This is a genomic window from Dentiradicibacter hellwigii (assembly GCF_041770905.1).
GTDB classification, from domain to species: domain Bacteria; phylum Pseudomonadota; class Gammaproteobacteria; order Burkholderiales; family Rhodocyclaceae; genus Propionivibrio; species Propionivibrio hellwigii.
On the sequence record NZ_JBEUWX010000002.1, the window covers coordinates 1,759,622 to 1,773,377 of the forward strand.

Genomic DNA, 13,756 nt, shown 5'->3' on the forward strand with positions numbered 1-13,756 from the left:
GGCAGCCCGGTAACCCCTGTAAATACTGGGCTTGCGGATAGGCAGGTCTGGAGCGCCCGTAAACACTGGGCTAGCGGGCAGCCCTTCCGGAGATGCCCGTTTTACGCGGGGTTCAGGGTAGGCGTCGTTGCCGGTCTTCAGTCACTGGAACTTTGCCTTCGCTTTTTTCGCGTCCGCGTTGGCAAGCGCTGGTTCGTAGCAACGGCGACGAGAAACGCTGCTCGTTCTGCGGCGATGTTGCGCTGCCTTATCCGCGTGTTCCGGCGGTAATGCGCAGTTGGCTGGAATTGGCTAGGTCGGCCGGCCTGGACCCCGCGTCTTTTGGGCGTTTCAGCCCGATCGCTTCCAAAACCCGTGTCAGTCGGGCGTTTGCCGGCAGGCAGGCTGGAAGTGCCCGTAGACAGTGGGATTGAAGATAGGTAGCCCGGGAACCCCTGTAAATACTGGGTTTGCGGATAGGCAGGTCTGGAGCGCCCGTAAACACTGGGCTAGCGGGCAGTCCCTCCGGAGATGCCCGTTTTACGCGGGGTTCGGGGTAGGCGTCGTTGCGGGTCTTCGGTCGCGGCGGCTGTGCTTCGGACGGTGATGCTTCACCCCGGCGCGGCGCGGCCTATGGGCCGGGGCGGCCGGTGATTACAGCGCTTCTGTTTTAGGGTTGCGCTGCAATAACTGCGCGACGGTATCCACCGCCGGCTTGTCGTGATTCAGGATGGCATCTACCGCCTGCGTAATCGGCATCTCGACCGCCAACCGCTCAGCAAGACGGATGAGCGCCTGCGCGGTATTGACGCCTTCGGCAACATGCCCAAGATCGGCAAGAATTTCGGGCAATTTCTTACCCGCAGCCAGCGCCAGCCCGACGCGCCGGTTACGTGAAAGGTCGCCCGTACACGTCAGCAGCAGGTCACCCATGCCGGTCAGCCCCATAAAGGTTTCCGGCTGCCCGCCCAGGGCCATGCCTAAACGGGCGATTTCAGCCAGGCCGCGCGTGATCAGGGCTGCCCGTGCATTGTGGCCGAACCCCAGGCCGTCGCTGATGCCGGCAGCAATCGCGATGACATTCTTGACGGCGCCGCCGACTTCCGCGCCAACCAGGTCGCTATTGGCGTAAATGCGCAAATGCGGGCTATGCAGTACAGCGGCCGTTTGCTGTGCAAATGCGAGAGTGTTGGCAGCAAGCGTCAGCGCAGTCGGCAAGCCCCGCGCAACCTCCTGGGCAAAACTCGGGCCGCTCAGGACACCATAACGTCCGTCTCCGGAAGCGCCCGTTCCCGCCAATTCCTCATTGACGATCTGATGGGGGAGACAAGCGGTTTCCGACTCCAGACCTTTACAGACCCAGAGCAGCGGCCCGGCGTAATGGAGATCGCGCAAACGGCGCAAGAGCGGCCGTAAGCCTGCAAGCGGCACGGCCAATATCAGCAGATCGGTCTCGGCAATTGCGGCAGAGAAATCCGCCTCGATATTGAGCGCCTCGGGTAAGCGGCAGCCGGGAAGATAGCGTTGATTTTCCCGGATCGTTGCCAGTCTGCGCGCAGCATGGGCATCCCGCGCCCACAAGGTGGTGTGATGTCTGGCGCAGAAGGTGATGGCGAGCGCCGTGCCCCAGGCGCCCGCGCCCGCAACCGTAAGGCGCAAAACCTAGACGCCCCAGATCTGGTTCGTGCGCACGTAACCAGACTGGCCGTCACGATGACGCACCTTGACCCACCCGCCCGGCGCGGTCTCCTGGTAGTCAAGCGAGACTTTCTGCTCGGCTGAAAATACCAGCGGCGCGCTCGCGTCCGGACGCTCGCGGATTTCGGCGTGCGCGGCCGTCACGATGACGGTACGCCGACCCGACAGATGTTTTTTCTCGATCCAGGCCAAACCGCCGTCAGCATCGCGTACCTTGACCCATGCTTCGAGGTTGACGACCTGTTCTACGGGGGTACCGCGCCTGATGACGAACAGCTTTTTGCCGCGCTGCGAGGGTGCGTCATACAGGATGGCCGCCGTATCGACCGTTTGGAAATCGGCGGCAAAAACGGGCGAAGCAACAGGCAGCGCACAACATACGGCCAATAGCAGCGGTATACGTTTCGTCACAGGTTTCATTGCAGTTCTTTCATCGAATGCCACTATGGAGAAAGCTCTCACCACTCCGCCAGGCGGCCGAAAAATCAAGGGGTCGGCTCTGTCGCGCCATTGGCGGCTTTTTGCGCCTGTTCCTGCTGCTGCGCGGCATAGAGCGCCTCGAAATTGACCGGCTGAAGAATGACCGGCGCGAAGCCGGCGCGCGCAACCGTATCGGAAATCACTTCTCGTGCGTAAGGGAACAGGATGTTCGGGCAAGCGATCGAGAGCAACGGCTCGAGATTTTCTTCCGGAACGTTACGGATAAGGAAAATGCCCGACTGGCTGATTTCCACGAGAAATACGGTTTTTTCGCCAATTTTGGCCGTCACCGTCACGGTGAGCGTACTCTCAAAAGCCTCGTCGGACAGGTGCTGCGCTTTGGTTTGCAATTGCAGAGCCACTTCAGGCCCCTGATTTTCAAGGAAAATGGCCGGCGCGTTTGGCACTTCCACCGAAAGATCCTTGATATACAGTTTTTCAATGGCAAATGCCGGGGTTTCTTGTGCTGCGGGTTCTTGTTCCGTAGTCATGATGAAGGTTTCCTGTCAGATGGGGAAATAGGGCGTAAATACTCCAAAAGCCGCCGAGGCAGGCAGATGCTCAGGCCGGTGATTCCCCGGCAAGCAGCGGCGCCAACTTGCCAGCCTGATCCAGCGCGGCAAGATCGTCGAAACCGCCTACATGGGTATCGCCGATAAAAATTTGCGGCACGGTACGCCGTGAAGTGCGCGCAATCATTTCATCGCGCCGCGCCGGATCCAAATCGATGCGTATTTTCTCGATTTCAGTGACGCCGCGCGCGCGCAGGAGTTGTTCGGCGCGCATGCAATAGGGACATACTCCCGTCGAATACATTACAACCTGAGGGGTACTCATTTTTTGCTTCCTTTCTTGAGTGGCATGCCGGCGCTGCGCCAGGCCGCAACGCCGCCTTCCAGAACGTAAACACGCGAAAAACCCAGTCCTGCGAGCTTCTTGCCCGCTTCGACCGAACGCCCGCCCGACTGGCAGACCAAAATAACTGGCGCATCCTTGCGTTTTTCCAGATCGCCAAGACGCTGTTCGAGCTGCCCGAGGGGAATATTACGCGCCTGCGGCAAATGGCCTTCGACGTATTCCGACATTTCACGGACATCGACGATCGCCGCATCCTCACGGTTGATCAGTTGTGTCGCACGCGCCGCATCGATCATGTACTTGGCGTCGGGACGGCGAAACGTCAAAAATAAAAAGAGGCTGCCGCTGATGGCGGCCATTGCGACGTATAAGATATTCTGCTGAATAAATTCCAAATCCACTCCCTAAATTCTTGTTAGCCAGATAGGCACTGAAAGCACGGCATGCAGGCTGAGGTCTGAAACCTGAAATATTTCCCGCCGCAGGCAAATTCCGCCCTACGAATCAAGATAAAAACGCATGGTCAGAAAGTACAGGCCCAGAGGCAAAATTTCCAGTCGGCGCAAACGCCTTGTTTGCGAAAAGCGTCGTGCCAACGTTCGTTCAAAAAGTCAGTCCATTATAAAATATTTCCTGTTTATAAGGCTGTTCCCCTCTACCCCATTCATCCGCATCATGCGCTTACTTCGCCTGACTTCCGCTGTATTGCCCGGCATGTTTCCTGCCGCAGGGCGTGCGTTGCCTGTTTTCCGCACTTCATGCGGCGGTGTGGCGTGCTTGTTGTTGATGATTGCGCTTGCATTACAGACCTCTGTACCCGCTTTTGCCAAGGCGGACAATAACGCCAGAAAACCAGGGAAGAAAGTTATTACGACAAAGACGGTCGCTACAAAATCCGGCGTTAAAGCGGGCACCCGGGAAATAAAGCCGACGCGAAAATCCTCGCCGGCAAAGGCCGTCTCTTCAACGCAGCAGGAAGTCTCCAGGAAACAGGGAAACTTACGTGAGCTACGCGGGCAACTCGAAGCGCTGCGCAAGGAAGTAGCACATACCGAGGACAAGCATGCCAGCGCGACCGACCAGTTAAAAAGCATCGAGAAAGAGATTTCCTCTAGCGAACGGGATCTGAGAACCCTGTCACTGCAACGCAGTAAATTGCAGGCAACGCTGAAAGCGCTCAACCAGCAGGCACACGATCTGGAAAGCCAGTTATCCGCCCAGCAGTCGCAACTGGAGCAACTCGTCTACCGCCAGTATCTGCAAGGCCACCCGGATGCGCTGCAAACCCTGCTGAATGGAAATGACCTTAATCAGTCGATGCGTGATCTGTACTACCTGTCAGCCGTCGGACAAGCGCGCCGCGAAATGGTGGCGGATATCGAAACGACACTGAAGCGCAAACGCGATGTGGCCGAGACGACGCAGGCGCGCGCCAACGATCTGACTACCGTTGAAAACCGGCATAAGCAGCAGCGTGACAAACTCGTCGTCCAGCATGCACAACGCAAAATCGTTCTGGGCAAAATGGAAACGCAGCTTGCCGAACAGCGGCGAAAAATCGGGAATCTCGAACGCGATGAAAAGCAGCTATCGCAATTAGTCGATCAACTGAATCGGGCAATTGCCGCCCAGGAAGCGGCCGCCCGCCGGGAAGCGGCGCGTCAGGCAGCCGCCCGACGCGAGGCGGCACGGCAGCAGGAAGAAGCGCGGCGTATACAGCGGTCACGCCGTCCGGCGGGTACGCCGCCTGCCGAAGATAACGCGCCCGCTTCGACATCAGAAACCCGCGTCACACAGGCGCCTGCATCAATGCCCACAAGCAATCTCACGCAAATGCGCGGACAGATGCGTCTGCCCGTACGCGGCACCGTCACCAACCGTTTCGGCGCTGCGCGGCCGGAAGGCGGCACATGGAAGGGCGTATTCATCCGCGCCGCCACAGGCAGCGATGTCAAAGCCATCGCCGGCGGGCGGGTTGTCTTTGCCGACTGGATGCGCGGTTTTGGCAACCTGCTGATTATTGACCACGGCAGGGGTTATCTGTCGATTTACGGCAATAATGACGCCTTGTTCAAACAGACCGGCGACACATTGCACAGCGGTGATGTCATTGCGTCGGCAGGAAGCAGCGGTGGCAACGCGGAATCCGGTTTATACTTCGAAATACGTCATCAGGGAAAACCGATTGACCCGTTGAGGTGGGTCAGCCTGTAATGACTTCGTTCTGGAGCAAAATTGATGGGTAAATTGAAACACGCCGGTCTGGTCTGTGCAGGAATGCTGGGCGGCATCCTGATTAGCCTGCAATTGCCGGCGCTGGCGGAAAAAGAAGATGTGCGCAATCGTTTGCCGATCGAAGATCTGCGCATCTTTGCCGAAGTATTCAATGCCATCAAACAAGGCTATGTCGAAGAAGTCGATGACAAGAAACTGATTACGCACGCCATTAGCGGCATGCTGGGTAATCTCGACCCTCACTCGTCCTATCTTGACGCCGACGCCTACAAGGAATTGCAGGTCGGAACGCAAGGCGAATTCGGCGGCCTCGGCATTGAAGTCGGCATGGAAGACGGCCTGGTCAAGGTTATCTCGCCTATCGAGGATACACCGGCTGATCGCGCCGGCATCAAGACGGGCGATCTGATCTTCAAGATCGATAACACCTTGGTCAAAGGGCTCACACTTTCCGACGCCGTCAAACGCATGCGCGGCAAGCCGAAAACCCGGATCAAGCTGTCGATCATGCGTAAAGGCGAAGTCAAGCCCATTGAGCTAACGCTGACACGCGAGATCATCAAGGTACGAAGCGTCAAATCCAAGCTCGTTGAAAAGGGTTACGGCTATCTGCGCATCACCTCGTTCCAGGAAAGCACGGGAGCCGTCGTCGCCAAGCATTTGACGGATTTGTACAAGGAGGGCTCGCTCAAAGGCCTGGTGCTCGACTTGCGCAACGACCCGGGCGGCCTGCTCAACTCCGCAGTCGGCGTTGCCGCGGCATTCCTGCCGCCGAAATCGCTCGTTACTTCGACCGATGGTCGCGCGCCGGATTCCAAGCACAAATTCTTTGCCACGCCAGAGGATTATCTGCGCGGCACGCGCGATGACTACCTGAGAAATCTGCCGCCTGAGGTACGCAAAGTGCCGATCGTCGTGCTGATCAACGGGGGGTCGGCCTCTGCCTCCGAAATTGTTGCCGGCGCTCTACAGGACCACAAGCGCGCAATCGTTATGGGCACAACCAGTTTTGGTAAAGGTTCCGTTCAGACCGTACTGCCGCTGCCCAGCAATACGGCGATTAAGCTGACAACGGCACGTTACTTCACGCCATCGGGACGCTCGATTCAGGCCAAAGGCATCGAGCCGGACATCGTTGTCGAAGAAAGCCCCAATGGAAATTCGAGTTCCTCCATGCGTTTGCGCGAGGCCGATCTCGAACACCACCTGGCAAACGGCAAGGAAGAAAAGGCACAAACGCCAGCACCAGACAAATCACCGCAGAATAAAACGTCGGAAAAAACTAAGTCTTCTTCGCCGAAGAACGATAAGGATGACAACAGTCGCTCCGACGATCAGGATGATGCGCCGATCACGACGCGGGAACTGGCTTCGAAGAAAGATTACCAGTTCATGCAGGCGCTCAATTTGCTCAAGGGCTTACAAATCATTCAGCCGAGATAAAAAAGCGACCGTTCCGCTGACCATACCGGCAGAAAGTGCAGGTAAATTCAAGGATGTTGAGATCAGGCGGGATAGGAGGAGATAGGCCAGACCTGATCTATGCCTGCACTGCGCGCCCAGGTCAATGGTTAGACGCCCGTCGCTCGCCTGAAGGTGCATGGTTGTGGGTAATGTCTGCTTTACTGCCCGCCTTGCTACCTGGATCGCAAAATTTTTGCGCCGTTTGCGCAGCGCCTTCGGGCAATCTTTCGTTTCAGGCCAAACGCGCCAGCAAACGCAGGTCTTCGCCGATTTGCCGCCATTCACGCACAGCAAGCACTTTCTTCTCTCCCAACGATGCAAGCGCGGGCAGGTCAAACAGGCCGCGGGCACAATTTCCAATTAGGCAAGGTGCCAGATAAAGCAGCAGTTCATCGACCAGACCGCTATCGAGCAGCGCGCCATTGAGCGTGCTTCCCGCTTCGACATGTAGCTCATTGATGCCGCGTCGTCCAAGCTCAAGCATCAATGCGGCCAGGTCGACCCGCCCGGAACGATCGGGGAGAACAAGCACTTCCGCGCCACAGCCACATAATCTGTCGATGCGTTCAGCAGCCCCCGTAGCGGTGACAATCAGCACTGAATTTCCGTCGAACAAGCGCGCTTGCGGCGAAAGTTCGAGTCGGCTGTCAACAACGATCTTCAGCGGCTGGCGGGGTGTATCAATACCGCGTACGGTCAATTGCGGGTCGTCACAGCGAACAGTGCCGATGCCCGTCAGAATGGCGCAGGCACGAGCCCGCCAGCGATGTCCATCCTGACGCGCTGCATCCCCCGTAATCCATTGACTCCGGCCGTCATTCAGCGCGGTTTTTCCATCAAGACTGGCAGCGGCTTTCAGCCGCACCCAGGGCCGACCGCGTGTCATACGGCTGACGAAACCAACATTGAGTTCTCGTGCCTCCTCTTCCAGCAAGCCACAGACGGTCGTAATACCCGCGGCCTCCAGCCGGGTCAGTCCGCGTCCGGATACCAGCGGATTGGGGTCGGCCATGGCGACGACGACGCGTCGAATGCCGGCGGCAATCAATGCCTCGGCACAAGGCGCCGTACGCCCGTAATGGCTGCAGGGTTCCAGCGTTACATAAGCAGTTGCGCCATGCGCCGCAGCGCCCGCAGCCTGCAAGGCGCGGATTTCCGCATGCGCCTCACCCGCCTTTTCGTGCCAGCCTTCACCAACGATTTCGCCGTGATTGACAATGACGCAACCAACGCGCGGATTGGGCGTCGTCGTCAATAAGCCATGTTCAGCCAGGCGCAGGGCGCGCGCCATCAGAAGGTGATCTGCGGGAATCAACATGGCGGGTTGTCAATGGCGAAGATGCGCCGCAATTGCCGGGCTGCGCGTTATGGTGAGACTTCGCGGATAATGTTTGTAAATTCATCCACGTCTTCGAAATTCCGATAGACCGAGGCAAAACGGACGTAGGCGACTTTATCGAGCTTTTTGAGTTCACGCATGACCAATTCGCCAATCTTCTCCGAAATGACTTCGCGTTCGCCAAACGTGAGTAATTTCTCCTCAATTCTGATGATTGCCGCATCGACGGCCTCTACCGTCACCGGACGTTTGCGCAATGCCAGCCAAAGGCTGGCAGAGAGCTTCTCACGATCGTAATCGACGCGCGAGCCATTGCGCTTGACGACTTGCGGCAAACGGATTTCAGCACGCTCATAGGTCGAGAAGCGTTTGTCGCAACGCAGGCAACGGCGGCGGCGGCGAATGATGTCACCGTCGTCATTGATACGGGTATCGGCAACCGCCGTCTCAGCAGCTCCGCAGAATGGGCATTTCATGAGAAGTCAGCGAAATCGGATAAGAGCAGGCCCGCGGGTAAGTCGATCATGCCGAATCTGCTTTTACGTAATGATCGACATAGCAAGCCGGCATGACCAGACCATTTATAGACCACAACGATCAGTCACCATAGACCGGGAATTTCGCACACAAGGCAGCCACTTGTTGTCGTACCCGCGCCAGCACTGCCTCATCGGTAGGCGCCTCGAGTACATCCGCAATCAGATGGGCGACTATTTCTGCCTCGGCCTCGGTAAAGCCGCGCGTTGTCATGGCAGGCGAACCAATGCGAATGCCCGATGTCACCATCGGTTTCTGCGGATCGTTCGGGATCGAGTTTTTATTAACCGTGATGTGCGCCTTGCCCAAAGCCGCCTCAGCATCTTTGCCCGTAATGTTCTTAGCGCGCAGATCGAGCAGGAAAACATGGGATTCCGTACGCCCGGAAACGACGCGCAAACCGCGCTCCTCGGCCAATACGCGCACCATCGCACGGGCATTGGCGAGCACCTGCTCCTGATATTTGACGAATTCTGGCGAAGCAGCCTCTTTGAAAGATACCGCCTTGGCAGCAATGACGTGCATGAGCGGTCCGCCTTGCAGGCCGGGAAATACGGCCGAATTGATGGCTTTTTCGTGCTCCGCTTTCATCAGGATGACACCGCCGCGTGGGCCGCGCAGGGTCTTGTGCGTCGTCGAGGTCACCACATCGGCAAACGGCACCGGATTAGGATAACAGCCCGCCGCAATCAGGCCGGCATAATGCGCCATATCCACCCAAAAAATCGCGCCGATTTCCTTGGCAATGGCGGCAAAACGAGCAAAATCGATATGCAGCGAATACGCCGATGCGCCGGCAATGATGATGCGCGGCTTATGCTCACGCGCCAGTGCTTCCATGCGCGGATAATCGATCTCCTCATCGGCATTGAGGCCGTAAGAAATGACGTTGAACCACTTGCCAGACATATTGAGCGACATCCCGTGTGTTAAATGCCCGCCTTCAGACAGGCTCATGCCCATGAGCGTATCCCCCGGCTTTGCAAAAGCCATCAGGACAGCCTGGTTGGCCTGCGAACCGGAATTGGGCTGGACATTGGCGCAGTCGGCACCAAACAGCGCCTTCAAGCGATCGATGGCAATTTGTTCGGCGATGTCGACATATTCACAGCCGCCGTAGTAACGCTTGCCAGGATAGCCTTCCGCGTATTTATTGGTTAATTGTGACCCTTGCGCTTCCATGACAGCCTTGCTGACATAGTTTTCGGAAGCGATCAGCTCAATATGGTCCTCCTGACGCTGGTTTTCAGATGTGATTGCCCGCCAAAGTTCAGGATCGACTTTTGCCAGAGTGTTTTGCGCTGAGAACATCGTTTTCCTCGTGACCTGTTTATGAAAAATACGGTTATTTGATGTACTGAAAATATGTAAATTGTATCATGACCAGAGTAGGCACTTTTATTTCTGATGATATAAATCCAGCATAATCAATACATTAGAAATATACTTGTATTTTTGCAATTGAATGCGGAAAGAAAGTTTCTGTGGGATAATTTTAAAATCATTCAAAAAATGAATCGAGTCATGCGTGACAAACCGGCCATACCCACGCCGGACTGCCTGTCAGGCAGATGCCAAAAGCTCTCTGCGCGACCAGAAAACTCGCTTGTATAACGAATTGCAGAAAGTGATGCACAATGAATTCTTTGATGCATCGCCTGCCTGTCCGCGGTCCGTGATCGCAGTGTTATTCCATTGATTTCACGGCGCTTATTTTGGCTTTTGCTTTACTCATATCATGAACGCTTTACTCAAATTATCCAGGTGTATTGATGCCTGCACGGAATGTATTGGCAGAATTGCAGTCTGGTTCGTTCTCGTCATCGTACTATTTAGTTCCCTGAATGCCGTTTTACGCTATCTGTTCAATTACAGTTCGAATGCGTTTCTCGAAGCGCAGTGGTATTTATTTGGACTGATTTTTCTTTCCTGTTCGGGGTACACGCTACTGCGCAACGAACACGTCCGCATCGACCTGATCCTTCACAAACTGCCAAAGCGTGGACAGATTTGGGTCGATATTCTGGGCATCCTGTTTTTCCTGATGCCGATGGCAATCGCCATCATGACGCTCTCCTGGCCGGTATTCGTTAATGCCTTCCTGAGCGATGAAATGTCCAATAGCCCCGGCGGCCTGATTGTCTGGCCGGCGCGCTTGATGATTCCCGTTGGATTCTTCCTGCTCATCCTGCAAGCTATCTCAGAACTCATCAAGCGCATCGGTTTCTTGAAAGGCTTGTGTCCTGATCCAACGCAAAGAGACGAGGAAGCCAGCGCCGAAGATGAGCTGATTAAAACGATTCGCCTGCGCCAGAATGACGAAACTGCGGCAGGAGACGAAAAATGATGGATTTTGTGATCGCCAATATGGCGCCGATCATCTTCGTTTCGATGATCGTATTCCTGCTCTTTGGATTTCCTGTCGCTTTCGCACTGGCGGCCAATGGAATCGTTTTCGGCCTGATCGGCATCGAGCTGGGACTGCTGGGACCACAGCTTTTTCAAGCGCTGCCCGACCGTATTTACAGCGTAATGACCAATGAAACCATGCTAGCCGTGCCATTTTTTACGTTCATGGGGCTAATCCTCGAACGTTCCGGAATGGCTGAGGATCTGCTCGATACGATTGGTCAGTTATTTGGTCCGATCCGCGGCGGTCTGGCCTATGCCGTAATTTTTGTCGGCGCCCTGCTGGCAGCAACGACCGGTGTTGTTGCAGCATCGGTGATCTCGATGGGACTGATCTCGCTGCCGATCATGTTGCACTATGGCTACGACAAGCGTTTGGCATCCGGTGTCATTGCCGCCTCGGGAACGCTGGCACAGATTCTTCCACCCTCGTTGGTACTGATTGTCATGGCCGATCAGCTCGGCAAATCAGTTGGCGACATGTATAGGGGCGCATTCATCCCCGGTTTGGTGCTCACCGCATTGTATGTGCTCTATGTCATTCTGATTGCGCTTTTCCGTCCCCAATGGGCGCCGGCATTACCTGCGGAAGCACGTACTTTCCGCGAACCCAACGGCACGATGGGAGGTACATCGCTGATTGTTCTGACTGTCACTGCACTGATCGTCGGCACGGTCTTTGCGAAAACACGCCCGGACAATACGCCGACCGATGAACTGGTGGTCATGTGCATCATGGTGGGCGTCAGTGTCCCTTTCCTCATGGCACTCATCAATCGTGCACTGAAACTGGGGCTGCTTTCAGTCATAGCCGAGCGGGTCACTTTTGTGTTGATTCCGCCGCTAGCACTGATTTTCCTGGTGCTTGGCACGATCTATCTTGGCATCGCCACGCCAACCGAAGGGGGTGCCATGGGCGCGACCGGCGCGCTACTAATGGCGCTGCTACGCAAGCGCCTCGATTTAAAGCTGCTCAAACAAGCCATGCAAAGTACGGCAAAGTTGACCACTTTTGCAATCTTTATCCTGATCGGCTCGCGCGTTTTCTCGCTGACTTTTTACGGCGTCGACGGCCATGTCTGGGTCGAGCATCTACTGGTCGATTTACCCGGCGGTAAGTACGGATTTTTAATCACGGTCAATATTCTGGTTTTTTTACTGGCATTCTTCCTCGATTATTTCGAGCTTTCATTCATTATCGTGCCATTGCTCGGGCCAGTTGCCGAAAAACTAGGAATCGATCTGATCTGGTTTGGTGTTCTGTTGGCTATTAACATGCAGACTTCATTCCTGCACCCGCCGTTTGGCTTTGCGCTCTTCTTTCTGCGCTCGGTTGCGCCGCCGTCAGTGAAATCCAGCGATATTTACTGGGGAGCCATTCCATTTGTCTGCATCCAGGTGCTGATGGTGTTGCTCGTCATTGCCATACCGCAGCTGGTAACGCTTGGCCTGGATCACAATCAGGCACAGGTTGATCTTGATTCCGTACAAATGGAAATACCTGATACGCACTACGATGATCCAGAGACCGCCGAGCCGCCCACGCTTAGCTTACCGGCTGAATAAACAGAGGCTCCTGGACGCTGCTATCTGCACAATATTCAGTAGATGAAATAAAAACGGGGGTATCACCCCCGTTTTACATACCTTCTATTTCAGATTTAGCTAGTGCTTGCGGCTGAGCATAAAGCGAGTGTATTCATTCTCGGCAACGCGATACCAAAAATTCTGATCATCCATGAATTTCTTGTAATCCTCGTAAATCTTCTTGAATCCCGGATTAGATGCCGAAGTCTCCGCGTAATACTCCATCGCAGCTTTATAGCTGGCTTCCATAACATCTTTTGGAAAGGGCAGAACCTTTGTCCCCGAGGCAAGCAGCTGCTTGATTGCCGCCGGATTCTTCGCATCATAGCGCGCTCCCATTTCGGTATCCGCATCAGCACACGCCGCCAAGAGAACCGCTTGGTATTCTTTCGGCAATTCAGCCCATTTCTTGAGGTTAACGTAAGTAGAAACCTGCGGGCCGCCTTCCCACCATGCCGGGTAATAGTAATACTTGGCAACCTTGTTGAAGCCTAGTTTCAGGTCATCGTAAGGCCCCACCCATTCCACAGCATCAATCGTGCCTTTTTCAAGTGCCGGATAGACATCGCTACCGCCGATCTGCTGCGGTACAACCCCCAGTTTGGATAGAATCGCCCCCGCCAGACCGGCCACGCGCATTTTCAACCCTTTAAAATCAGCGGCACTCTTGATTTCCTTGCGATACCATCCGCCCATTTGCGCACCGGTATTGCCGGTCGGAATAGAGAGAATATTGGATTTGGCAAAAAATTCACCCATCAACTTGGCGCCATTACCCTGACGGTACCAGGCGGAAATCTGACGAGCCGTCATGCCGAACGGGATCGCCGTATCGATGCAATACGTCGGATCTTTGCCGAAATAATAGTAAGAGCAGGTGAAGCCGATTTCGACCGTATTATCCCTAACGGCATCATGTACGCCGGCTGGCGGGACAAGTTCGCCGGCAGCAAACAGCTGGATCTGGAACTTCCCGCCCGTCATGTCTGAAATACGTTTTACAAGGAACTCACCCGTGCCGTGCAGCGTATCCAGACTCTTGGGAAAGCTCGAAGCCATACGCCACTTGATTGTCGGTAAATTCTGCGCCAGCGCAGGCGTCGCCACGGTGCTGGCAGCAAGGCCCAGCCCAGCGGTTTTCAGAAAAGAACGTCTTTCCATAATTTTCTC

General features: G+C 55.4%; 13 protein-coding genes. 4 read left to right on the plus strand and 9 right to left on the minus strand.

Annotated elements, in window-relative coordinates; translation table 11 throughout:
- Window positions 1-633: 633 nt before the first annotated feature.
- The 5 genes from ABCS64_RS10275 to ABCS64_RS10295 form a co-directional block, all read right to left on the minus strand.
- Window positions 634-1,638, minus strand: coding sequence for an NAD(P)H-dependent glycerol-3-phosphate dehydrogenase (locus ABCS64_RS10275; RefSeq protein ID WP_418891742.1), 1,005 nt, complete (start codon window positions 1,636-1,638; stop codon window positions 634-636).
- A gap of 3 nt (window positions 1,639-1,641) precedes the next feature.
- Entirely contained in the window at window positions 1,642-2,088 is a 447-nt protein-coding gene (locus tag ABCS64_RS10280; protein ID WP_418891743.1) for an SH3 domain-containing protein, read from the minus strand.
- A gap of 74 nt (window positions 2,089-2,162) precedes the next feature.
- Window positions 2,163-2,648 (minus strand): protein-export chaperone SecB, encoded by a 486-nt coding sequence (gene secB, locus ABCS64_RS10285; protein ID WP_418891744.1) that lies wholly within the window; start codon window positions 2,646-2,648, stop codon window positions 2,163-2,165.
- Between the two features lie 70 nt (window positions 2,649-2,718).
- Window positions 2,719-2,994, minus strand: a complete 276-nt coding sequence (gene grxC, locus ABCS64_RS10290) for a glutaredoxin 3 (protein WP_418891745.1) — start codon at window positions 2,992-2,994, stop codon at window positions 2,719-2,721.
- On the minus strand, window positions 2,991-3,374 hold the full coding sequence (locus tag ABCS64_RS10295) for a rhodanese-like domain-containing protein (RefSeq protein ID WP_418891746.1): 384 nt from the start codon (window positions 3,372-3,374) through the stop codon (window positions 2,991-2,993). The genes grxC and ABCS64_RS10295 overlap by 4 nt, the downstream gene beginning before the upstream one ends.
- 316 nt (window positions 3,375-3,690) lie before the next feature.
- Between ABCS64_RS10295 and ABCS64_RS10300 the strand changes: the two genes are divergently transcribed.
- Entirely contained in the window at window positions 3,691-5,229 is a 1,539-nt protein-coding gene (locus tag ABCS64_RS10300; RefSeq protein ID WP_418891747.1) for a murein hydrolase activator EnvC family protein, read from the plus strand.
- A 24-nt stretch (window positions 5,230-5,253) separates the two neighbouring features.
- Window positions 5,254-6,693 carry a S41 family peptidase gene (locus ABCS64_RS10305; RefSeq protein ID WP_418891748.1) on the plus strand — a complete coding sequence of 480 codons (1,440 nt, stop codon included), beginning with the start codon at window positions 5,254-5,256 and terminating at the stop codon, window positions 6,691-6,693.
- A 253-nt stretch (window positions 6,694-6,946) separates the two neighbouring features.
- Here the strand turns inward: ABCS64_RS10305 and ribD are convergent, their stop codons facing one another.
- The 3 genes from ribD to glyA form a co-directional block, all read right to left on the minus strand.
- A complete protein-coding gene (ribD, locus tag ABCS64_RS10310; protein ID WP_418891749.1) occupies window positions 6,947-8,032 on the minus strand; it encodes a bifunctional diaminohydroxyphosphoribosylaminopyrimidine deaminase/5-amino-6-(5-phosphoribosylamino)uracil reductase RibD in 1,086 nt (361 codons plus the stop codon).
- Between the two features lie 47 nt (window positions 8,033-8,079).
- Window positions 8,080-8,529 (minus strand): transcriptional regulator NrdR, encoded by a 450-nt coding sequence (gene nrdR / locus ABCS64_RS10315; RefSeq protein ID WP_418891750.1) that lies wholly within the window; start codon window positions 8,527-8,529, stop codon window positions 8,080-8,082.
- 121 nt (window positions 8,530-8,650) lie between these two features.
- Window positions 8,651-9,901, minus strand: a complete 1,251-nt coding sequence (gene glyA / locus ABCS64_RS10320) for a serine hydroxymethyltransferase (protein ID WP_418891751.1) — start codon at window positions 9,899-9,901, stop codon at window positions 8,651-8,653.
- Between the two features lie 427 nt (window positions 9,902-10,328).
- Here glyA and ABCS64_RS10325 point away from each other — a divergent pair, with 427 nt between their 5' ends.
- Together ABCS64_RS10325 and ABCS64_RS10330 are read left to right on the plus strand one after the other, a co-directional pair.
- A complete protein-coding gene (locus tag ABCS64_RS10325; RefSeq protein ID WP_418891752.1) occupies window positions 10,329-10,937 on the plus strand; it encodes a TRAP transporter small permease subunit in 609 nt (202 codons plus the stop codon).
- A complete protein-coding gene (locus tag ABCS64_RS10330) occupies window positions 10,934-12,565 on the plus strand; it encodes a TRAP transporter large permease (RefSeq protein ID WP_418891753.1) in 1,632 nt (543 codons plus the stop codon). Before ABCS64_RS10325 ends, ABCS64_RS10330 begins: the two co-directional genes overlap by 4 nt.
- A gap of 99 nt (window positions 12,566-12,664) precedes the next feature.
- Here ABCS64_RS10330 and ABCS64_RS10335 read toward each other — a convergent pair whose 3' ends face one another.
- Window positions 12,665-13,747 carry a TRAP transporter substrate-binding protein gene (locus ABCS64_RS10335; RefSeq protein ID WP_418891939.1) on the minus strand — a complete coding sequence of 361 codons (1,083 nt, stop codon included), beginning with the start codon at window positions 13,745-13,747 and terminating at the stop codon, window positions 12,665-12,667.
- Window positions 13,748-13,756: the final 9 nt, after the last annotated feature.